This is a genomic window from Agarivorans sp. 2_MG-2023 (genome assembly GCF_030548085.1).
In the GTDB taxonomy this organism is placed as follows: domain Bacteria; phylum Pseudomonadota; class Gammaproteobacteria; order Enterobacterales; family Celerinatantimonadaceae; genus Agarivorans.
The window spans coordinates 17,207-38,394 of record NZ_JAUORQ010000013.1; the positions used below are offsets into that span (position 1 = coordinate 17,207).

General features: G+C 44.5%; 20 protein-coding genes. 14 read left to right on the forward strand and 6 right to left on the reverse strand.

What is annotated here, in order from left to right:
• Positions 1-95 precede the first annotated feature (95 nt).
• From Q4549_RS17705 to Q4549_RS17715, 3 genes are all read left to right on the forward strand, one after another.
• A complete protein-coding gene (locus Q4549_RS17705) occupies positions 96-716 on the forward strand; it encodes an ABC transporter substrate-binding protein (RefSeq protein ID WP_303514995.1) in 621 nt (206 codons plus the stop codon).
• A 159-nt stretch (positions 717-875) separates the two neighbouring features.
• Positions 876-1,748 (forward strand): methylated-DNA--[protein]-cysteine S-methyltransferase, encoded by an 873-nt coding sequence (locus tag Q4549_RS17710; protein ID WP_303553814.1) that lies wholly within the window; start codon positions 876-878, stop codon positions 1,746-1,748.
• Positions 1,732-2,211, forward strand: a complete 480-nt coding sequence (locus Q4549_RS17715; protein ID WP_303553754.1) for a GNAT family N-acetyltransferase — start codon at positions 1,732-1,734, stop codon at positions 2,209-2,211. The genes Q4549_RS17710 and Q4549_RS17715 overlap by 17 nt, the downstream gene beginning before the upstream one ends.
• A gap of 65 nt (positions 2,212-2,276) precedes the next feature.
• Here the strand turns inward: Q4549_RS17715 and Q4549_RS17720 are convergent, their stop codons facing one another.
• On the reverse strand, positions 2,277-2,483 hold the full coding sequence (locus tag Q4549_RS17720) for a cold-shock protein (protein ID WP_137672783.1): 207 nt from the start codon (positions 2,481-2,483) through the stop codon (positions 2,277-2,279).
• Positions 2,484-2,738: 255 nt separating this feature from the next.
• Complete coding sequence (locus Q4549_RS17725; RefSeq protein ID WP_303553755.1) at positions 2,739-3,395, reverse strand: tRNA-uridine aminocarboxypropyltransferase; 657 nt, start codon at positions 3,393-3,395, stop codon at positions 2,739-2,741.
• Between the two features lie 258 nt (positions 3,396-3,653).
• Here Q4549_RS17725 and Q4549_RS17730 point away from each other — a divergent pair, with 258 nt between their 5' ends.
• Together Q4549_RS17730 and Q4549_RS17735 are read left to right on the forward strand one after the other, a co-directional pair.
• The gene (locus Q4549_RS17730; protein ID WP_303553756.1) at positions 3,654-4,766 is read left to right on the forward strand and encodes a hypothetical protein; all 1,113 of its coding nucleotides are present in this window, start codon (positions 3,654-3,656) and stop codon (positions 4,764-4,766) included.
• Complete coding sequence (locus Q4549_RS17735; protein WP_303553757.1) at positions 4,763-5,608, forward strand: hypothetical protein; 846 nt, start codon at positions 4,763-4,765, stop codon at positions 5,606-5,608. Before Q4549_RS17730 ends, Q4549_RS17735 begins: the two co-directional genes overlap by 4 nt.
• Positions 5,609-5,805: 197 nt before the next feature.
• Here Q4549_RS17735 and Q4549_RS17740 read toward each other — a convergent pair whose 3' ends face one another.
• Positions 5,806-6,171: a hypothetical protein gene (locus Q4549_RS17740; RefSeq protein WP_303553758.1), complete on the reverse strand. Its 366-nt coding sequence runs from the start codon at positions 6,169-6,171 to the stop codon at positions 5,806-5,808.
• A 177-nt stretch (positions 6,172-6,348) separates the two neighbouring features.
• Positions 6,349-7,959: a glycoside hydrolase family 43 protein gene (locus Q4549_RS17745; protein WP_303553759.1), complete on the reverse strand. Its 1,611-nt coding sequence runs from the start codon at positions 7,957-7,959 to the stop codon at positions 6,349-6,351.
• A gap of 169 nt (positions 7,960-8,128) precedes the next feature.
• Between Q4549_RS17745 and Q4549_RS17750 the strand changes: the two genes are divergently transcribed.
• Together Q4549_RS17750 and Q4549_RS17755 are read left to right on the forward strand one after the other, a co-directional pair.
• Positions 8,129-8,926, forward strand: a complete 798-nt coding sequence (locus tag Q4549_RS17750; protein ID WP_303557232.1) for a helix-turn-helix transcriptional regulator — start codon at positions 8,129-8,131, stop codon at positions 8,924-8,926.
• Between the two features lie 125 nt (positions 8,927-9,051).
• On the forward strand, positions 9,052-10,491 hold the full coding sequence (locus tag Q4549_RS17755) for a DUF2867 domain-containing protein (RefSeq protein ID WP_303553761.1): 1,440 nt from the start codon (positions 9,052-9,054) through the stop codon (positions 10,489-10,491).
• Between the two features lie 58 nt (positions 10,492-10,549).
• Here the strand turns inward: Q4549_RS17755 and Q4549_RS17760 are convergent, their stop codons facing one another.
• A complete protein-coding gene (locus tag Q4549_RS17760) occupies positions 10,550-11,602 on the reverse strand; it encodes an aldo/keto reductase (protein WP_303514974.1) in 1,053 nt (350 codons plus the stop codon).
• A 163-nt stretch (positions 11,603-11,765) separates the two neighbouring features.
• Between Q4549_RS17760 and Q4549_RS17765 the strand changes: the two genes are divergently transcribed.
• Entirely contained in the window at positions 11,766-14,135 is a 2,370-nt protein-coding gene (locus tag Q4549_RS17765) for a helicase-related protein (protein WP_303553762.1), read from the forward strand.
• A 20-nt stretch (positions 14,136-14,155) separates the two neighbouring features.
• Here Q4549_RS17765 and Q4549_RS17770 read toward each other — a convergent pair whose 3' ends face one another.
• On the reverse strand, positions 14,156-14,692 hold the full coding sequence (locus Q4549_RS17770) for a cytochrome b (RefSeq protein ID WP_303514968.1): 537 nt from the start codon (positions 14,690-14,692) through the stop codon (positions 14,156-14,158).
• A gap of 206 nt (positions 14,693-14,898) precedes the next feature.
• Between Q4549_RS17770 and Q4549_RS17775 the strand changes: the two genes are divergently transcribed.
• The 6 genes from Q4549_RS17775 to secD all read left to right on the forward strand — a co-directional run bounded on the left by Q4549_RS17775 (position 14,899) and on the right by secD (position 21,177).
• A complete protein-coding gene (locus tag Q4549_RS17775; RefSeq protein WP_303514965.1) occupies positions 14,899-15,555 on the forward strand; it encodes a vancomycin high temperature exclusion protein in 657 nt (218 codons plus the stop codon).
• Positions 15,556-15,562: 7 nt separating this feature from the next.
• Entirely contained in the window at positions 15,563-16,510 is a 948-nt protein-coding gene (locus Q4549_RS17780) for a serine protease (protein WP_303553763.1), read from the forward strand.
• Positions 16,511-16,587: 77 nt separating this feature from the next.
• On the forward strand, positions 16,588-17,634 hold the full coding sequence (gene queA, locus Q4549_RS17785; protein WP_303553764.1) for a tRNA preQ1(34) S-adenosylmethionine ribosyltransferase-isomerase QueA: 1,047 nt from the start codon (positions 16,588-16,590) through the stop codon (positions 17,632-17,634).
• 92 nt (positions 17,635-17,726) lie between these two features.
• Positions 17,727-18,851: a tRNA guanosine(34) transglycosylase Tgt gene (gene tgt, locus Q4549_RS17790; RefSeq protein ID WP_303514958.1), complete on the forward strand. Its 1,125-nt coding sequence runs from the start codon at positions 17,727-17,729 to the stop codon at positions 18,849-18,851.
• A gap of 105 nt (positions 18,852-18,956) precedes the next feature.
• Positions 18,957-19,295: a preprotein translocase subunit YajC gene (gene yajC, locus Q4549_RS17795; protein ID WP_137672795.1), complete on the forward strand. Its 339-nt coding sequence runs from the start codon at positions 18,957-18,959 to the stop codon at positions 19,293-19,295.
• Between the two features lie 28 nt (positions 19,296-19,323).
• Positions 19,324-21,177, forward strand: coding sequence for a protein translocase subunit SecD (gene secD, locus Q4549_RS17800; RefSeq protein WP_137672796.1), 1,854 nt, complete (start codon positions 19,324-19,326; stop codon positions 21,175-21,177).
• Positions 21,178-21,188: the final 11 nt, after the last annotated feature.

The following is a 21,188-nucleotide window of genomic DNA, read 5'->3' on the forward strand; positions in this document are numbered from 1 at the left end:
GCAACTGCATTCGCAAATTTACTTTTCTCTTAAGCCTATTTTTTTGTTCTTCTGTTTTAGCCGAAGGGCCTTATAGGTATGCGGCTATAGAGCATTTGTTTGAACAAAAAGTGGGTATTATTGTGCTCGATGCTGTTTACAAGAAACTTGGGCTGAGCATTGACGTTAATTCCTTACCAGCCAAGCGAGCTCAATCAGAGGCTAGTAATGGTTTGCTGGATGGTGAAGTAATGAGGATATGGAGTTATGGAGAACGAAACAGCCAATTAATTAGGGTGCCTACACCTTATTACTCATTAAATACCACCGCGTTTTATTTAACCGAGCGAGATTTGGCGGTGGCTACCTTGTCAGACTTAGCGCAATATAAATTGGTGATAGTAAGAGGGGTTAAACATACTGCCGATGTAACCGCCAGTTTTAGTGAGGTTGAGCAACTCAGAAATACCGATAAGTTACTAGAGTTTGTGAGCCGTGGAAGAGCAGACGTTGCGCTCACCAATAAAATGGACGGATTAATTGCTCTAGAGCGGTTAAAGCTAAACGAGCAAATTACCTCTTCTGCGCCACTGGCTGTATTTCCTCTTTATCATTACATTCACCGCCGAGAGTTTCATCTGGTTAAGAAGGTCGATAAGGTCATTCAAGATATGCTTAAATCTGGCGAGTTAGCCCAAGTGATTGAACAGGCTGAACAGAGGGTGTTGAGCCAATAACCTTAAAGCCAGTTCCTTAAGCCTGAGAAGTGTCCCGCAGTAGCTGTAAACCCAATAATATAGACGTGAAATAAAGACGATGCTGGCTTAAGCAAATATCGGGTCGAGTCAGTGATCTATTTCGGGTAGAGTGGCGCTTAAACTATAGGAGGATAAGTGATGGAGCAATACTCACTGCAATCACACCGAGAGTATCAGCAAATTAGCCAAGCTATGGCCTACTTGCTTGAACATCAACAGCATCAGCCTGAACTTGCCGAACTATCTGCAACACTTGGTTTTAGTGAGTCACACATGCAGCGTTTGTTTAGTCGCTGGGTGGGGGTTTCTCCAAAACGTTTCTTACAATATCTTACCTTGCAGCGAGCGCAGCAACAGTTGGCTGAGTCTAACTCGGTGTTAGAGTTAGCTTACGATTTGGGTTTGTCTAGTGCAGGGCGCTTATACGACTTGTTTGTGAATATTGCCGCAGTCACTCCTGGTGAAGCAAAGAGCTTAGGTGCGGGTATTCAAATATATTATGGTTGGGGGCTGACCCCTTTTGGCTGGGCGTTTGTTGCCAGCACAACAAGAGGCATTTGTCAGTTAAGCTTCTGCGAAACAGAAGATGATTCAGCTCCCTTAGATGAGTTGAATAAAGCCTGGCCCAAGGCGCAATGTTGTTTAGATGAGACGCTTAGTCAGCAACTATTATCTCAAGTATTTGACGGTGGAAATAGTCAACAACCCTTGTCGTTATGGCTAAAGGGAACAAACTTTCAGTTACAAGTGTGGCAAGCCCTACTTAAGCTGCCTTTTGGCAGTTTGTGTTCTTACCAATTTTTGGCTGAACAGGTGAGTTCTAGTAATGCGACACGTGCAGTCGCGAGTGCGGTGGCGAAAAACCCTATTGCGTTTGTTATTCCCTGCCATAGAGTGATCCGCAGTAGTGGAGCCTTAGGAGGTTATCGCTGGGGCTTAGAACGTAAGCAACTAATGATGGGCCGAGAAGCTGTGTTTAGTGAGAGAGCATTGAATGACCGAGCGAGTTAAATTACAAGCTATTAGTAGTGAGTTGTTAGCCGAGTTATTGGCATTGCAAGTAGGTGAAGCACAACAACATTTTGTTAAACCCATTGCGCAGGTTTTAGATGAATTAAGCGCCCAGCAAACGGCACATTTAATCTTAGCTAACAAGCAGGTGGTGGGCTTTTTTGTTATTGATGCCCATTACCCTTATCAGGCTGAGTTACCCTTACAGCAAAGTGTTTTATTACGTTCATTTTTTGTGGCTAGTCAGTTTCAAGGCAAAGGTTATGGCTTTGCAGCAGGCGCGCAATTAAGAGCTTATGTAGCGGAGCTAAATCCGTCTTTGCAACATTTGGCGCTTACCGTAAATTGTCGCAATAATGGGGCGCAAGCCTTGTATAAAAAGTGTGGTTTTGTAGACAGTGAAAAGCTGTATAACGGCGGGCCAGCAGGGCCACAACATCTTTATTTTTTGGATTTACAATAAGGGTGGGATAGAAGGAAAATAGGAAGCATAACCTAATCCCAGGTTATGCTTCTTCTTGAAGTTACTTAGGCAACTTCAACATTGGCGGCTTGTGGGCCTTTTTGACCGTCTTCAACGTCAAATGCTACTTTCTGGCCTTCTTCAAGTGATTTAAATCCATCCCCCAAAATTGCACGGAAGTGAACAAACACATCAGCGCCTGACTCTTGAGAAATAAAACCAAAACCTTTCTTTTCGTTAAACCACTTAACGGTACCAGTGCTCTTAGACATTGTGTCTCCTGAAACAATTGAAATATTACTCTATTTTTTAGTTTGCTTGGGTTTCGCAGCACTTAGTAATTTGTACAAATTATGCGCTGTCTCTTCAAGCGCAATCATCATAACAACAACTTATGGGCTAGGCATAGTGACAAAAGCAAGCAAAACAACTTTTGCTTGATAACGTTTTCAATCACGTGATGCATCTCACGAAAGTGGTAGATGAAAAGGCCTGTAAATTGAGTAAAAACTGGTGGATTTGGCTACTTAATGGTGTCGTCCAGCAAGAGTTTGTTGAGTAAAAGCATTAAAGCGCTGCTCTAAAAGTTTAGCGTTGCTTTCTTCGCCACTCATTGCCAACAATTGAGCCGCTACTTCAGCGGTGGCCCATTGGCCTTTTATTGGTCGAGATCGCAAGCCGTAACGGGATGCTTGTTCAGGTTGAATTGAAATTACTGGAAATTGATCAAGCCAGGGACTTTGGTGAAACATCTTGCGCGCTTCGCGCCAACTGCCATCAAGCATTATAAAAAGTGGTTTGCGTTTCGGCTCCAGCTCTACTTGGTAATGTACTCGCTCAGGCTGGCTAAAGCTTGCTGGAAAAACCACATAGGGCTGCCAATGCTCTTGTTGGCACAATGCAAGTAGCCCTTGGCAAGGCTCTTTGCGTTGCCAGATAAAAGCGTGGGTATCTGGAATTAAGTCGGCAATAAATCGGCCAGTATTGCTTGGGCGTAGCACTTCCATGTTGTGCATTAACAAAGCAAAACCACATTCACTATTTTGCAAAATAGCTTGCTCACAAAAGCAGTGTTGCTGAGGCATTTGGCAGCTGGTGCAGCGCACACGACGAGCCCCACGGCCTTTAAATTCAGTGGTGGCGGCAGCTTTGCGTTGAGCATAAAGCTCTAGAAATCGATTCACGAGTTATACGGTGCAAGTAAAAAAAATGGGAGTATACGCTAAGCCTTAGCCCAAAACGAATGCGCTGCAACTAGGGGCGTTACTGATTAAGCTAGAACGCAATTCAATTTATGATAACTGACGTAGATGATAGCGCTTTCATTCACACCTTTAAAATTCACCTTGTATGATTATCAACGTTTAATCATGGGTTTATTGGTTTTGTTGAGCTTTTTGTTAAGCTTTCTTGGTTGAATTTTGTCGTACAAGGAAGTGATTATGATTAAAGCTCCCAGTTTGTTTTGGTGGGGAATCTTTACCGGGGTAATTGGTATGTTGTTTTATGCCAATTTTAGGGAGCCCCAAATACTGTTTGATGCGCTTCCGGCCTATCAGTGGATAAAGTTTTCTGCAAATCCCATTCTACTGCCTCGGTATGCATCAGAGTGGTTCCCTAGCTTTCTTCACGTAGTGGGCATGAGCTTGTTCACTGCAGGTTTATTAGGAACTGCAGGAAAACGTTGGTTAGCAATACCGATATGTTGGTTAGGTGTTGATCTCGCTTTTGAGTTTGGACAAGCTACTGAAACCTTGGGGGTTTTAAGCTATGGAAATTTTGAATGGATGGATATAGCAGCACTTGTTATTGCCGCTATTTTCTCTAGCTTTATTCTGCTGCTTCATACTAACAATGCAACCATTAAGCCAAAGAAAGCACGATTTGCTGTTCCCGTCGCTGTCATTGTGGGTAGTGGAATGATGCTAGGCAGCTATCAATCGCCAACTGTTGATCAACAGGCTAGATACATTTGTACTTACCCCGATCAAAGTGAAGCTATTTGTGCTATTGAGCCAATATATTTGGATTGGGAAAGCTTTAGAGGTGAGAAACAAGTGAGTTTTAGCGCTGAAAATAGCAATGCCTTAACACAAGCTTATATCGATGCTGGCTCAAGAGTCGAAGAGTTTATCGGCTTAGAGAATTCCGGAAAGATTTACCTTTACCAGCACTACATGTTTATTATTTCTGAGCTGCGAGGAGTCTACATTTTCGATAATACTCATCGTGAAGCGCCTGTATATTTGGGCTTTGTTCATATAAATGGTGCTTCTGATGTATTGGTTCACCAAGGCATGCTGGTTGTTGCTGCCTTAACGGATTTAGTTCTGATTGATTTTAACAATCTAAATAGCATTTCTACTCAAGAGCTCGCTTTAAGTTACCCAGACTATGATCGCTTGTCTCCTCAAGCCACAATATTTGCAAAGTTTAGTGACGGTTCTGAAGAGTATGAACCCGTGTACTTGGATTACGAAATTGGTTTGGTGATTGGTTACAAGAATGCCGATGGTAAATCCTTCTACTTTTGGTCATTAGAGGAGCTGCTATGAAAATGCTTATTAAAAGACTTAGTGTACCTATTGCGATAGTACTAATGGCTGCCTGTGGCTCAGAGTCAGGCTCAAGTGGTGGCACCGTAGTTTATAGCGGAACAGGCCAGGTTGGTTCCCTTGCCGCTTTAGTAGAGTTTCAAGGCGATCTTCATGCAATAAACATGAGCCAATCTGTTTCGATACTTCGCTCCGAAGAGTTTCTATCAACTGATTATGTTAATAGCCATTCTTGGGGAGCTGAAACATTACACGTGTATGAAAACAGCCATGTGATGGTCGGCCATGCAACTGGTGTAGACATTTATCGTTCCACTGGTGACCTAGATTATCCCGTCGAGTTTGTCGCGCGACTAAGTCATCTTGTTGCCTATGATCCTGTTGTTGCTCACGATGGAGTGGCTTATTACACCACCAGAGATGGTAGTAACGAAATCACCTTTCGGGATGGAATATTTGTTGAAAACATTAGCGATATCCTGGCTTATGTTCCCCCATCTCAAGAAGAAATTGATGAAGGCGCTTCTAGTGAACGACCAAACAGTACATCAATGGCGGAGTATCGAGAACTCGCTGATCCCATTGGCTTAACACTTCGAGAGGGGACGCTTTATGTTTGTGATGCTGCAGAAGGACTGGTTTCCTTAGCACTGGAAATCAATCCTGACGATGCTGCTGAATTTAGTCATATATTAGTTAAGCAAGAGCTTAATGATGTATTTGCTTGCAACGACGTTATTGCCACCGAGCAGGGCCTAATGTTAGTGGGTGAAAATGGCGTTTATCAATTAGATGTTAGTGATTCAGGTTTGAGCGTGGTGAGCCATATACCTACCACATAGATTTAAAACGAGCGGGTGAAGCGATTGCTTCGCCTGCCATCTATCAATTAAGGGAGGGACTAACAGGTTAAAATTTTGGTAGGTGATTTGATTGCGTGGCTTTAATCGTGTGCTATTAATCACATCCATTCTGGTGAGCTAGTAGAAATCTGGCGACTTGCTGCTTTCGAAAAATTTACAGTGCAATCAATAAGGCCCTAGCGAAACAAATACTGCCTTGGGTAACCAAAATAGCGGCGAATTCGATAATGCTGAAATAACATGGCGCTAGCAAAATGTAGCAGTGCCACTGCGCCTAAAATAGCGGCCATTCGTAGCCAAGGTTGGTCGTATGCGCTGCGAATTACGTAAATCTCTGCCAAGGTATTAATCCATTCTGCAGTGAGCAATAACATGGCGCATTGGTTTAAACGTAAACAAATGGGATGTCGAATTAACACGCTGAAGAAGCCCATTACACAAAGGATTACGTAGATTTGTTGTTGGGCATAGTAGAAATGAGCAGCACTAAGCAAAAAACATATGCAGCAGGGGGCCAAAAATAAACGAATGGAAGATTGCATAACATACTGCTCAGTGGTTAAAAATGATGCAGCGAGTGTGTCAATGTATAGCGAGTGAGATAATGATTTAAATCAACTTAAAGATTTTTAGTTGCGTTGAATGAGAAAAGTAAGAGTTAGATCGCACTACCTAAGACCGCTTAAGTAGTGCGTTAAGCTAATGATTTATAAACTTAATTAATCTAAGGTCTTGTATTTAAAGTAATCAAAATCTGCTGCGATATGCTTGCCTGTTAAGTCACAAGCAAACAAACCAAGCAGAGTACCGGTGAAGCGGAACACGTCTTTACTGCCTTCGTCAGATAGGTCGGTGGCATTAAGTGGCTCACCAATGTTTAGCCATGTTGTGCCATCTAGAGAGTAACTAAACTGATACCAATGGGTGTTGAGTTCCAATCGCATGTAAACACGCTCACGGTTACCAATAACGATTTCATCGGTGTACTCAAGGTATTTGTCATCAATATCACCAACAAGTTGAATTGTTTGTTCACCTTGGTCATTAGCGGAGGTTTTTAGGAAGTAGTGGCCACCACGTGAGTAATAGGCTACTAAGCCAGCCATTTGCCTTGGCGAACTTGGCGCAAACTCTACTGCGGTCTCGCTCACACAGTTAAATGCAGTTAGGCGCTGTGCTAGCAGGCTTTGATTGTAGCGAGAGTATAAGTAGTCGCGACCGACTAAACGCGCGTAACCTGGACGTTTGCTTAATGATATCCATGATTCTTCAAACGGGTCTTTAAGTGACTGGTACTTAGGTGCAAATTGGGTTTGGTCAAAGTCATCACGGCTTGCTTCTACCGGCCAAGGGTGTGCGGCCAGTTTAGGCGCTTGAATCTCTACGCGTGGTGTTGTGCCACCTACAACGTAAGGCCATCCGTCGCGCCATTCTACATTTTGCAAGGCGGTTTCGCGGCCAAGAGTACAGCGACCTTGCCCATAGTCCATAGAATAGCTTGGGTTTTCTGGATCGTTAATTGGGCGACCGCATAGGTGAGATAAGTACCACTCACCATTTTGAGTTTCTACTAAAAACCCGTGACCTGCGCGCTGAAGTTCAGCTTCATCTTGATGACGAGAGGTAAGAATAGGGTTTTGTGGGTGAAGATCGTAAGGACCCCAAATGCTCTTAGAGCGACATACCGTGACGGCATGATCATAAGATGTACCGCCTTCGGCTGTAATGAGGTAATACCACCCCTCTTTTTTAAGTATTTGTGGACCTTCAGTACAGCCTAACTTAGTGCCGCCGAAAACTATCTTTTCTTCACCGACCAACTCACCTTTGTCGGCATCAAATTCTTGAAGAATAATCCCACCAAAGTAGTCGGTCTTTTTACGCCCGTCCCACACCATGTTTACCATGTACTTTTTGCCGTCGTCATCATGAAACAACGAAGGGTCAAAACCGTAATCTCCAATAGAGACAGGTTTGCTCCAAGGACCTTCTATATTTTCCGCACTGACTACATAAGCAGGAGTAGACATCCAAGTGCCGCCACGGCAAGAGCGAACATTGGCGAAACAGCACCAAAATTTTCCGTCAGCGTAACTTAAGGCTGGGGCGTAAACTCCTTCGGAATTATCCATGCCACGCATATCTAAATGCTCTACGGTATTAAGCACGTGGCCAACTATTTGCCAGTTAACCAAGTCTTTTGAATGGTGAATCATAATGCCGGGAAACCATTCAAAGGTAGAGGTAGCAATATAATAATCATCACCCACACGGATGATGGAAGGGTCTGGTCGAAAACCAGTAAGGATAGGGTTAGTTATCGTTGCCATAATTACTCCTGAAGTCTGTATTGTTAATTTATTGCTTTAAGAGGGGCTAATATGTAAGGTTTGAGCTTATTTGTATGAAATTATTGCTACTATGCCTGCGCACGCTCTCAGTTTTGAAAACATTCACCTGCCACAAGGCAAACCTTATTACTTAAGGCGCTTTCATATTGTGGATGAACCGAAGATGGTTATTCCTACCCATTTTCATATGTTGGGCGAGATCATGCTCTTCAAAAAAATTGCTGGGCAAGTGGAGATAGATGGTCAAGCCATTGAACTAGGCCGTAACGTTTTGGTGTTTATTCCTTCTTTAGGTATGCATGCAATAGACATGGACGGGGACGACCGTGAATTTAGTTTATTGCAGTTTGAGCGCTACTTGTTAAGTGAGCTAAACCTACTAGAATTCACTAGCCAACTAGAACGCCCCTTGGTGATCCAACTCGATGAGCAACAAGCGGGCTTTTTGCATAGCCAGTTTGAGTGGCTAGAAAATGCCGATGCCAAGAGTGAAGATAGAAACTTAGCCTATAGTTTGCTGCATACCATCTTTTTGTTTCTTGCTCAGCAGCATAAGGGATGTTTGTTTAACGCCGAGCAATCACTGGTAGCGGCGAGGGAAAACAAAGGTCTCTCTAAGTTAATTCCCTTGTTACACCACCTCGAAAATCAGCAAACCCTTAACTTGAATTTGCAGCAGGCCGCCGATATATGCGGGATGTCTAAGTATCACTTTTCTCGCTTATTTAAGTCCTTGTTTGACCAAAACTACAAAGATTATATTCTTAAACGCAAAATCAATACTGCCGTAGCGATGCTTAGTGAAAGCCGCCAAAGCATCACTCAAATTGCTTATGCCTGCGAGTTTTCTGATAGCGCCTATTTTTGTGCCAAATTTAAACAGGTAATGGGAATGTCACCGGGCAAGTTTAGACAATCAACTCAAACTGTATTGTCATTCAATTAGGCTGTTAGTCATTACCTTTAAATCTTATTTAATTTAGATAGTTATTTGAGTTACTGAACTCATTACTGTGAAAATCAACTACGCTAGTGATGAGTTTACGTTAATGAGAATTGGAGTTAAAAACGATGCGGATTTTGGTGATTGGCGCCTTTGGTACTATTGGCAGAAAGCTAGTTCCTGCATTAGTAGAGGCGGGTCATCAAGTCAGTGTATCTTCTCGTGACCCTCATAAGGCAGCTCCGTGGCAAGATCTTGATTGTCCTCGCTTTACTTTAGATTTACTTGAGCCAGATAGTCTGCCAGATGCCTTAGCCAAGGTAGAACTAGTTTATTACTTAATGCATGGCATGAGCGACGGGCAAGCGCATAGTGAGCTTGAGGCCATTGCGGCCAACAACTTAGCGAATGCCGCCAGTAAAGCCGACATTACACGAATTATCTATATGGGCAGCTTGGTATCGGCTAAACCAAAATCAGAGCACATGTTAGCGCGAGTGGCCACTGGCCAAGCGCTAGCCTCCAGCGGAGTGGCTGTTACCGAGCTGCGCGCTGGCATTATTATCTCTCCTGGCTCTGCCGCTTTTGAGGTAATGCGTGACTTAGTTGGCCACATGCCGTTGGCTTTTGTGCCCAAAGCGATTGGAACCAAGGCTCCACCTATCGCCTTAGAAAACGTGCTTTATTATTTGGTTAAATTAGCTGAGATGCCAGAAACCGCAGGTATGGTACTGGACGCAGCTGGCCCAGAGTGGCTGAGCTATCGCGAGTTGATGCTAAAAATTGCTAACCATTTGAATAAAAAAATAAAGATTATGGTGTTACCGGGTTTGCCTATTCAGTTGGCCTGCATGGTACTTGGGGTAATAACGTCGGTACCACAAAGTTTAGCTAAGGCCTTAATTGCAGGCTTAGCTGAGCAACTGCAAGCAAACCCTGAGCCCTTGCGTAAGTTAATTCCGCAACCGCTGATTAGTTTGGATCAGGCCATCGAGCAATTGCTAAATGAAGAGCAAGTACACACTTACCCTAAGCGCTGGCAAGATGGGGTTCCTACTTTTCGTAACTTTTCATCTTTACACGGCTTTTATGCCAAGGCCGCAAAGAAAGTGGTTACCGTGAAAGCAAGTCCGCAAGCCCTGTGGCAAGTGATTAACTTGCTAGGGGGCAAGCACCGCTATTTTTACTTAAACAGCCTATGGGCAATGCGCGAGTGGATGGATTTTGTTGTGGGGGGTAAAGGTCGAGAACATGGCCGAACCGATTACCGGCAGCTAAAAGTGGGTGATAGAGTCGATTCATGGACGATTTTAAGCGCGGAAGAAAACGACTGTTTAGTGATGCGCTTTGGCATGAAAGCACCAGGCGGGGGCGGCATGCAGTTAAGTATTGAAGTCTTGGATGCCGATACTTGTAAATTAGAAGTGGCGTTGTATTGGCACCCTGCAGGCTTTTGGGGCTTGGTCTATTGGTATTTTTTTGCTCCTTGGCACAGTTGGTTATTGTATGGAATGACCAAACAAATGGGTAAGTTGGCTGAGGATATTGAACAAAGGCAGTCTGCCTAATAAAAAGCCACCTATTAAGGTGACTTTTTTGTTGTGACGTTTTGTTGGGCGAGGGCGACTAATAAGGTGCTGGGTAGCGTTTAAATACGTCTGCTATGTCGGCTAACGCTCGCTCACTTAATGGTTGCGAAAATGCATCAATATCTTCTTTTAGCTGGGCTACGCTGGTGGCGCCAATAATGGTAGAAGTCACACCATTGACTTGGTCACACCAAGCTAGCGCTAATTGCGCAGGAGTATAATCATACTCTGCAGCAATTTTTGCGTAATCAGCTACCGCTTTGTGGGCTAACTCCGTATTGCGGAAAATGCCATTGCGCTGCATTAAGGTCCAACGGCTGCCAGCAGGGCGTGCACCATTGGCGTATTTACCACTTAACATACCGCTGGCCAGTGGTGACCAAGGCAAATAGGCAATATTTTCTTGCACGCAATTTTCAATTAAGTAAGCCCAGTCTTTAGCGTGTAGCAAACTAAATTCATTTTGAATCGATACCATACGTGGCAAGTTATGTTGCTCACTCAGCTTTAAATAGGTGTTAATGCCCCACGGTGTATCGTCGGACAAACCGCAGTGGCGAATCTTTCCTGCTTCAACACAGCGCTGTAAGCCTTGGAGTATGTCTAGCATCTGCGCTTGATGATCTGCTGCATCTAGCTCAGTGGGAGTAATTTGATTGGGCCAATGTTTACCAAAGTGCGGGGTAGAGCGGTTAGGCCAATGTAGTTGGTATAAATCGATATAGTCGGTTTGCAAGCGTTGTAGCGAAGCATCAACCGCTGCTACGACAGCATCTCCGGTAATGGGCCCGCCATTACGCACCCATGGTAATCCAGCACCAGCAATTTTGGTGGCTATCACCACATCTTTACGCTGCTGCTTATTGGCTGCTACCCAGTTACCTATAATGCTTTCGGTTTTGCCATAGGTTTCAGCGGAAGGCGGTACTGCGTACATCTCAGCTGTATCAATAAAGTTTACGCCCTGGCTAAGGGCATAGTCGATTTGCTGGTTAGCATCGCTTTGGTTGTTTTGTAAGCCCCAAGTCATGCTGCCTAAGCAAACTCGTGATACCGATAAATTACTGCTTCCAAGTGTAGAAAAATTCATGTCGATTCCATTAAACAACGTTAGCGAAGAGGGACTTAGCTTATGCTAAGCGCAGCTAAATTTGCAAACCTTGCTGAGTGAGTAATTTGTAAGCTAGCGCGTTTTTGCTGGTAGCTGTAGTATTTGCCCTGTTAATTCAGCGACCAACTATTTTGGAATTCATGTGAGCGTAAGTCAGCTAAGCCCTTTACCTATTGATTCAATAAAGTCTGCTTTTTTGAGTGAATTACATCTGCATCACTTAGTTGTTGAAGCTGCCACCGGCTCGGGTAAGTCAACCCGTTTACCGCGTTGGGCAACAAGTTTGGGTAAGGTGTTGGTGGTTCAGCCGCGTCGAATTGCCTGTGAAGCCTTGGCTAGTTATGTTGCAGAGCAAGCTAAGTTGGCAGGAGAGCCTCATAAGGTGGGTTACTCGATTCGCTTTCATTCAACGGTAAATGAACATACCAATATTGCTTTTGTTACCCCAGGAATCGCCTTGCGCTGGTTGGCGGAAAATAAGCTTGGCGAATATGCGGTAATTATTATTGATGAATTTCATGAGCGGCGTTGGGATTCAGATTTATTACTGGCTCTAGTAAAGCAACTGCCGATTCGAGTAGTGGTTACCTCAGCGACTTTGGAAGGTCATAAGCTCTGTGAATATTTAGCGGCAAAACCATTGAAAACTGAAGGCCGTGAGTACCCGGTAAGTTTAAGCTATGAAGCGCGGGAATCGCATCACTTGCCAGATATTACTCGAATCACGGATGCCATAAAAAGCGCCGTGAATAAGGCAATGAAAAAAGATGATGGCGATATCTTGGTATTTTTACCTGGGCGTGGAGAAATTCAACGTAGCCTTGCGAGCCTAGCGGATATAAATGCCGAAGTATTGGCCCTTCATGCCACGATTAGCGCTGAGCAACGTCGATACCTATTGGATGATTCATCGACAAAAGCTCGGCCTCGTCGAGTGATTCTAGCCACTAATGTGGCAGAAACCAGTTTAACTATTCCCCGCATAAGTAGTGTAATTGATTCTGGTTTAGAGCGCCGCACCAAACAACGAGCAGGGCGAACGGTGTTAAGTCTGGAGCGTATTTCTCGGGCCAGTGCCGAGCAGCGCAAAGGCCGAGCGGGTCGAGTTAGAGCTGGCCATTGTTACCGTTTATGGGGGGAGTTTGCGCCGCTTGAACAGGTCACTCCACCACAAATGCAGCGTGAAGAATTACTTGAACCTATGTTGTTTGCTGCTAGTTGTGAGCAAGCGTTAGCTAACTTAGCCTTTTTAGAAGCCTTGCCAGAGAAGTCTATAAACATTGCGACCGAGCGTTTAACAAGTATGCGAGCGCTTACCAGCCCTGCGAAGTTGAGTGAGCATGGGCAACGTTTGTTAGTACTGCCTATTGACAGCTATTTTGCTCATCTTGTGAATCTTATGTCGTCGCAAGCTGAGCGCGAAGCCATGTTGGATCTCGCGGCGGCACTCAGTATTAATAAGGCGATTTTTCAAAAACCTAAGTCGGAACACGGTTTAAAGCAGCTCAGTGAATGGCAGCCGCTGCATTGTGATATGACATTATTGCTGGATTTAATGCGCGGTAAAACCTGGCCAGAAGAGCTACCGGTTAATCAAGAGGCATTACATCAAGCTCAAGAGTTAGCCGAGCAGCTACGCAGTGTAATGGCAATGAATGATTTGGCCGAAGCCGCACCCTATCAAAGAGATAAGCTGATCACGGCCATTTTAGTCGGCGCTAAGGAATTGGTATATGTGCGACGAGAAAAACGCCAAGACGCCATGGGAAACGGGTTTTCTGAGCTACAAATTGGCCGAGAAAGCCTGTTGGCTAACGAGCAGTTGGCAGCAATAGCCTTTGATGTTTACAGCATGCCCGGTCGAGGCCTTAAGCAATTAATGAATATTGGTTTGTGTTTAGCGCCAGTGCCTATCGCTCTGCTGGCGGAGCAGCAATTTGGTGAACTGGAGGCTAAGGGGCATATTGATAAGCAGGGGCGTCAACCAGTGCAACGTGTTTATGCTGGACGAGTGATTGCTAATGAAACCTTAGCCGCTAACCCTGAGCAGTATCGGCTCGGTTTGGCTAGGCGTTTATTGGCTAAACAGCAAGTAAGGTTTAAACAATTAAGCCTACAAAATGACATAGACGCTTGGAACTTGTGGGTTAGTCTTGGTGTTAAGCATGGAGGCGGTGAAGGCAAGGCAATTGAAGCATTAAACTGGCTGAGTGATTACTTACTGCAACTTGGTGTTGAAAACGCCGAAGATTTGGAACTAATAGAGCCTAGTGACATCGTGTTTGATGGTATTCCTGAATGGCAACGTTCAGATTTCGAACAACGCTTCCCTCAGCATTTGGTATTAGCTGATATCAAACTTGATGTGGAATACCTAGGTCGCTCTAAACAAGTGATTGTTCACTATCACTCTGGCGCTAGAAAAGGCGGACCAAAACGTTGGGAGCTGCCTAACTGGAGCGGTTGGCGGATTTTCTATAAAAAGGCCAGCAAACGCGTGGCCTTAACTTAGCTTTTTTCGCTACTGGATCGCTATTTAGACGTCATACGTTTTATGGTGTCGTCTTTTAACAAAAAGTGATGATAAAGCGCGGCGCCAACATGAGCGGCTAATACCACATATAAGGCTTGCGCAGCGTAATAGTGCACCTCTGAGGCAATCCCATTTAACCATTCGTTTTTCTCTGCAAAGCCAGCAATGGTGAATAAGTCGAAGAAGTTAATTGCGTGGCCGCCAGCTAAAGACATGATCATGCCCGAAATAGGCATTGCCAACATCAGCAAGTATAAGGCTATATGTCCGGCGTGAGCCATTTTCAATTTAATGCCTTCGCCAATAGGTGAGGGAACCTTGGTTATACGGTGCCAAATAATTCTTAAGAAGATAGAGGCTAAAGCGATAACACCCAAACCTTTGTGGAGAGAAAATAGCTCAGATTTTTCTGCTCCCCTTGGTAGCGTGTCCATATATAAAGCGATAGCCACCAAAGCGATGATAAGTGCTGCCATAAGCCAGTGAATAAGCTTACTGACTAATCCAAATTGCGTTGAGTTGTTTTTTACGTTCATGGTTAATTGCCATTAAATTTTGTGTGGGTAAACTAACAAAATTGCAACTATTGTAAATTGCCTTTACGCATTTTTACGATCCGTCTCAGTATAGGCAAGATATTGTAGCTTGGGCACTTTTGGCAAATGGCTTGGGTGATGTTTGGTTGGCGGCAATGGCTATGCTAGCATGGCTGAATGAGTAGTAGATGGTCGGAGATTAAGCATTGAAACGATTCCTTAGCGTAGTGTTGCTGATGGCTATCGTCATGCTTTTGGGCTTATTTGCGATAGACCGCTATATCTCTAATCAGGTCTCGGGCCAGTGGTTTCGAGATATGCAACAAGTCCCCGCGCAACCAGTGGCTTTGGTGCTTGGCACCAGCAAGTATGTAGGTAAACGCCTCAACACTTATTATACTTTTAGAGTAGAAGCCGCAGCTAAGCTCTATCACACCAATAAGGTTCAAGCCTTAATCCTCAGTGGCGATAATGCTACCCGCTATTATAATGAACCTGTAACGATGCTAAATGATGTGCTGCGTTTAAACGTACCCAGAGAGCATATTGCGTTGGACTATGCTGGCTTTAGAACCTTTGATTCGATTGTTCGGGCACAACAAGTGTTTGGCCAAAACGCAATCATAATTGTGTCGCAACAGTTTCACGTAGAAAGGGCGCTATATATTGCCAATCAATATGGCATAGAAGCCTATGGTTATGTAGTGGATGATGCGCCTAGAGAGTTTCACTGGCGGGTACGCTTACGTGAAGTACTCGCAAGAACCAAAGCCTTAATCGATTTACATATATTAAAAACTCAACCGCATTTTTTGGGTGAGCCTGAACAAGTTAATACTCGTAGTCCAGAAAGTGAAGTGTAGGTGTGTTATGAATCTAAGAACGTGGCTACTGGCCATACTGTGTGGTTATAGTTTCAGCTCTTTCGCGAGTTCTAACACAGATATCACCCCATTTATTGTTGGTGGCAACGATGCTACTCAAAACTATCCGTGGATGGCTCAGGTATTTGTTGGTAGCCAGCGTTGTGGTGGTGTACTGATTGGTGAGTCTTGGGTGCTTACTGCGGCGCATTGCACCTACGATGTAAATGCTGATGAAAAACACCTCGCCCCGTCTCAAGTGAAGGTAGTACTGGGTGTTTATGAGATGGTTAACAGTAGTCACGCCGGTGCTGTAGCCGTAAGTGAAGTATATCAGCACCCTAATTATGTGAGCCCATCTAGCTCGGGAGCGGCATTTGATTACGATGTTAGCTTACTGCGTTTAGCTACGCCGCAAACTATTACTCCACCGCTTATCAATGCGAGTCAGGTTACCGATGCCTTAAATAGTGGTGGCTTTATGAGCGTTATTGGCTTTGGGCGGGTTAATAGCGATCCATCAAACCCTGAATATCCAGAGGTACTGCAACACGGTAATTTAAGCCTGTATGATACGTCGTCTTGCGCTAGCCGATGGTCCAATTCCACCATTACCGAACGTATGTTTTGTGCCTATGGTACTGACCAAGATGCTTGTTCGGGCGATAGTGGTGGACCGGTGTTTGTTCGTGAAGGCAGTGACTATCGCTTACTCGGTTTAGTCAGTTGGGGCAGTATTGGTTGCCAGAACCGACCTGGCGTTTATGCCGATGTAGGTAAAGTGTGCACTTGGGTGACCGATACCGCCAGCTTAACGGGTGACAATAGTCTGCAATGTAATCAAACTCAGCCCGCTGTTTCTAGCGGAGGCGGAGCAAGTTTCTGGTTGTTATTAATGGTCTTTCCACTTGCCTTGATTCGCTATCGATTCCCACGCCACCTTTTACTGCGCTAATCCTTGCTATTGCTGGCCGCAATCACTAAAATTGCGGCCTTGATAATAATCCAAAATCCCACAGAGTTTTGAGTCCCATGCGTGTTGCCGATTTTTCTTTTGATCTTCCTGATGAGCTAATTGCTCGATACCCAAAACAGCAACGCCGTGACAGTCGTTTACTTTACCTAAATGGCAACTCTGGTGAGTTACAGCATCAACAATTTCCTGATCTACTCGATCATATTCAAGAAAACGATCTTTTGGTCTTTAATAATACTCGGGTTATTCCGGCCCGCTTATTTGGCCAAAAATCCACTGGTGGTAAATTAGAAGTATTGATCGAACGCGTATTAGACGATCACCGCGTGCTTGCGCATGTTCGCTGCTCTAAATCACCTAAACCTGGCAATCAACTGCGTTTAGCTGATGCTTTTGATGCAACTATGATTGCACGCCACGATGCCTTGTTTGAGTTGCGCTTTGACGATACTCGCACTGTGTTAGAGCTATTAGAGAGTTATGGCCACATGCCGCTTCCTCCCTATATTGACCGCCCTGATGAAGATGCAGATAAAGAACGCTACCAAACAGTTTATAACGAAAAGCCCGGCGCTGTTGCTGCGCCTACTGCTGGATTGCATTTCGACGATGCATTGATGCAACAAATAAAAGATAAGGGGGCTGACACTGCTTTTGTCACTTTACATGTTGGCGCAGGAACTTTTCAGCCAGTAAAAGTTGAATCGGTTGATGAGCATGTGATGCATTCAGAGTACGCCGAAGTTGGTCAAGAAGTAGTGAGTAAAATTGCCAAGGCTAAAGCGGCTGGTGGCAGAGTCATTGCTGTAGGTACAACTTCGGTTCGCTCTCTGGAGAGTGCCGCTAAAGATGCCAAATCAAAAGGTGTAGAGTTGCAGGCCTATGCAGCTGAGACCGATATTTTTATCTTTCCTGGCTATCAATTTGAAGTGGTAGACGCCATGGTGACCAATTTTCATTTACCGGAATCCACGCTAATTATGCTGGTATCGGCTTTTGCCGGTAAAGATCATGTTACTCAAGCTTATCAAGCAGCAATCGACAATCAATATCGCTTCTTTAGTTACGGTGATGCCATGTTCATTACCCGTAAAGACGCATAACAAGACCTATGTTGAATTAGCTTAAATCAACATTGTAGAACAACACACTAACTCAATCTGAATCGGACTGTTTTTCCGATCTGAGGTGAACTATGAAATACCAATTATTGGCTCAAGACGGTAAAGCCCGTCGCGGTCGTTTAGAATTTGAACGCGGTAGCGTAGAAACGCCAGCATTCATGCCTGTAGGAACTTACGGCACCGTTAAGGGCATGACCCCTGAAGAGGTGAGCGAAACCGGCGCAGAAATTTTACTGGGTAATACTTTTCACTTGTGGCTACGCCCTGGTCAAGAAGTGATGAAAGCCCATGGCGACTTGCATGACTTTATGAACTGGCAGGGGCCTATTCTTACCGACTCTGGTGGCTTCCAAGTATTTAGCTTGGGTGATATTCGCAATATCACCGAAGAAGGAGTGCATTTTCGCAATCCTGTAAATGGCGATAAGATTTTCTTAACCCCTGAAAAGTCGATGGAAATTCAAAACGACCTGGGGTCAGACATTGTGATGATTTTTGACGAATGTACGCCTTATCCGGCGACTGAAGCAGAAGCGGATAAATCAATGCAAATGTCTTTGCGTTGGGCCGCGCGTTCACGTCAGCGTCATGATGAACTCAACAACAAAAATGCGCTGTTTGGGATTATTCAAGGTGGTGTTTACGAACACCTGCGTGATGTTTCCCTAGAAGGCTTAACTAACATTGGCTTTGACGGATACGCGATTGGTGGTTTAGCTGTAGGCGAACCTAAAGAAGACATGCACCGTATTTTGGATTATGTTGCACATAAAGTACCTGCCGATAAACCTCGTTATTTAATGGGGGTGGGTAAACCAGAAGATTTGGTTGAAGGTGTACGCCGTGGTGTAGACATGTTTGACTGTGTAATGCCAACCCGTAACGCGCGAAATGGCCACCTTTTCACCGGCGAAGGCGTGGTTAAAATTCGTAATGCGCGTCACCGAGAGGACACTAATCCACTAGATAAAGAGTGTGATTGTTATACCTGTCAAAATTATTCTCGTTCCTACTTGCATCATTTAGATAAGTGTAATGAAATCCTTGGCGCTCGTTTGAATACCATTCATAACTTGCGTTACTACCAGCGTGTGATGGAAGGTATACGAGAAGCGATTGCCGCTGGTAAGTTTGACGATTTTGTAGCAGATTTTTACGCTAAATTGGGTCGCGAAGTACCACCTTTGGCGGAATAATGCCCGATTGACCAAGCAAAGCCTTGTTTTTGCTCGGTCAGTCTCCATTTAATAAGATAGTTGTATTTTAATCTTAAGTTTTTTAATTTTTTAGTGAGGGTAACAATGAGCCTATTTATTTCTCCAGCATTCGCCGAAGGCGGCGCAGCATCATCAGCTGGCGGCGGCATGGAACTAATTTTCATGATGGTCATCTTTGCGGTGATTTTCTATTTCATGATTTACCGCCCACAATCTAAGCGTGTAAAAGAGCATAAAAACTTGATGACCTCGTTATCGAAAGGTGACGAAGTGCTAACAACGGGTGGTTTAGTCGGTAAAATCATTAAGATTTCTGAAGAAAACGACTACTTCCAGTTAAGCCTAAGTGATGACACAACAGTTACACTTAAAAAGGACTTTGTTTCAGCGGTTTTGCCAAAGGGCACGTTGAAGTCTCTGTAGTTGTAACTCGGTCACTAGGGATAAGATTTTGTTAAACAGATACCCTTGGTGGAAGAATGTGATGGTGGTCGCTTTGATTGCCATCGGTTTTCTTTACGCCATGCCAAACTTATACGGTGAGGATCCTGCCGTACAAGTTTCTGGCACTCGGGGCGCTCAAGTAGAGCTTGCCCAACTAGATAATATTCGCAACCACCTAACAGCACAATCTATCGACTTTCGCTCGGTTGGCTTTGAAGATGGATTGGCGTTGGTACGCTTACGTAACGATGCCGATCAACTTAAAGTAAAGAGCTTATTACATGATTTGTTAGGTGATGATTACATTGTTGCCTTAAACCTTGCCCCCGCTACACCGGGTTGGTTAGATGCCATTGGCGCGGCCCCACTAAAGTTGGGCTTGGACTTACGTGGTGGTGTTCACTTCTTAATGGAAGTGGATATGGACGCTGCGATAAGCAAAGCGCAAGAAGGCATGATTCAAGATTTCCGTAGTGACTTACGCGAAGAAAAACTGCGTTATGCAGGGGTTCGCGCGCAAGGTGACGCGGTAGTGGTTCGTTTTCGTGATGAAGCGACCCTTGATAAAGCGATTAGTTTCTTAGACCGTAAATATAACGAGTACCAGTTTAGTGATGCTAGCCAAGGCGACCAATTCCGTCTAAGCGCTAAAATGACAGAAGCTAAACTAAAAGAAACTCGTGATTATGCACTTCAGCAAAACATTACCATTATCCGTAACCGAGTAAACGAGTTAGGTGTTGCTGAGCCACAAGTGCAGCGTCAAGGCTCAGAACGTATTGTTGTTCAGTTGCCAGGTGTTCAAGACACTGCGCGTGCCAAAGAGATTTTAGGTGCTACCGCTACGCTTGAATTTAGAATGGTAAATACTGACGCCGATTTACGTGATGCAGCTGCTGGTCGTGTGCCTCCTGGTTCTCAGTTAGCTAAGCGTGTAGACGGTTCGCCAGTAGTATTACGCAATCAAGTCATTTTAACCGGTGACCATATTGTTGGTGCTCAATCTGGTTTTGATGAATACAGTCGCCCACAAGTAAATATCAGCCTTGATAGCCAAGGTGGCAGTAAAATGGCTGGCTTTACTAAAGACAATGTTGGCCAATCTATGGCAACTCTGTTTATTGAATACAAACCTACCGGTGAGAAAGATGCCGAAGGTAAATCAATATTACAGCGCCAAGAAGAAGTGATTAACGTTGCGACTATTCAGTCTCGTTTAGGCCGAAGCTTCCGTATTACCGGTATTGATTCGCCTTCAGAAGCGCAAAATTTAGCCTTGCTATTACGTGCTGGTGCCTTGATTGCACCGATTCAAATTGTTGAAGAACGCACCGTAGGTCCAAGCTTGGGTCAAGACAACATCGATAAAGGCTTTATGGCCATTGTAATGGGCTTGTTGGCGCTGCTTGTATTTATGCCTTTGTACTACCGTAAATTTGGTCTAGTGGCCGACTTAGCTTTAGTGGCGAATGTAGGGGTAATTATTGGCTTTATGTCGATGATACCAGGCGCAACACTCACCTTACCGGGTATGGCGGGTATTGTTCTTACCGTAGGTATGGCGGTTGATGCCAACGTGCTTATTTTTGAACGTATTCGTGAAGAGCTAAAAGATGGACGCAGTCCTCAGCAGGCTATTCACCACGGTTATAGTAACGCGCTTTCAACTATTTCTGATGCCAACATCACCACCTTTATTACCGCGCTTATCTTGTTTGCGATTGGTACGGGTGCTGTAAAAGGCTTTGCGGTAACGCTAGCTATTGGTATTGCCACTTCGATGTTTACCGCTATTGTTGGCACCCGTGTGGTGGTTAACTTGGTTTGGGGCGGTAAGAAAATAGACAAATTGTCTATCTAGGAGCGACGACG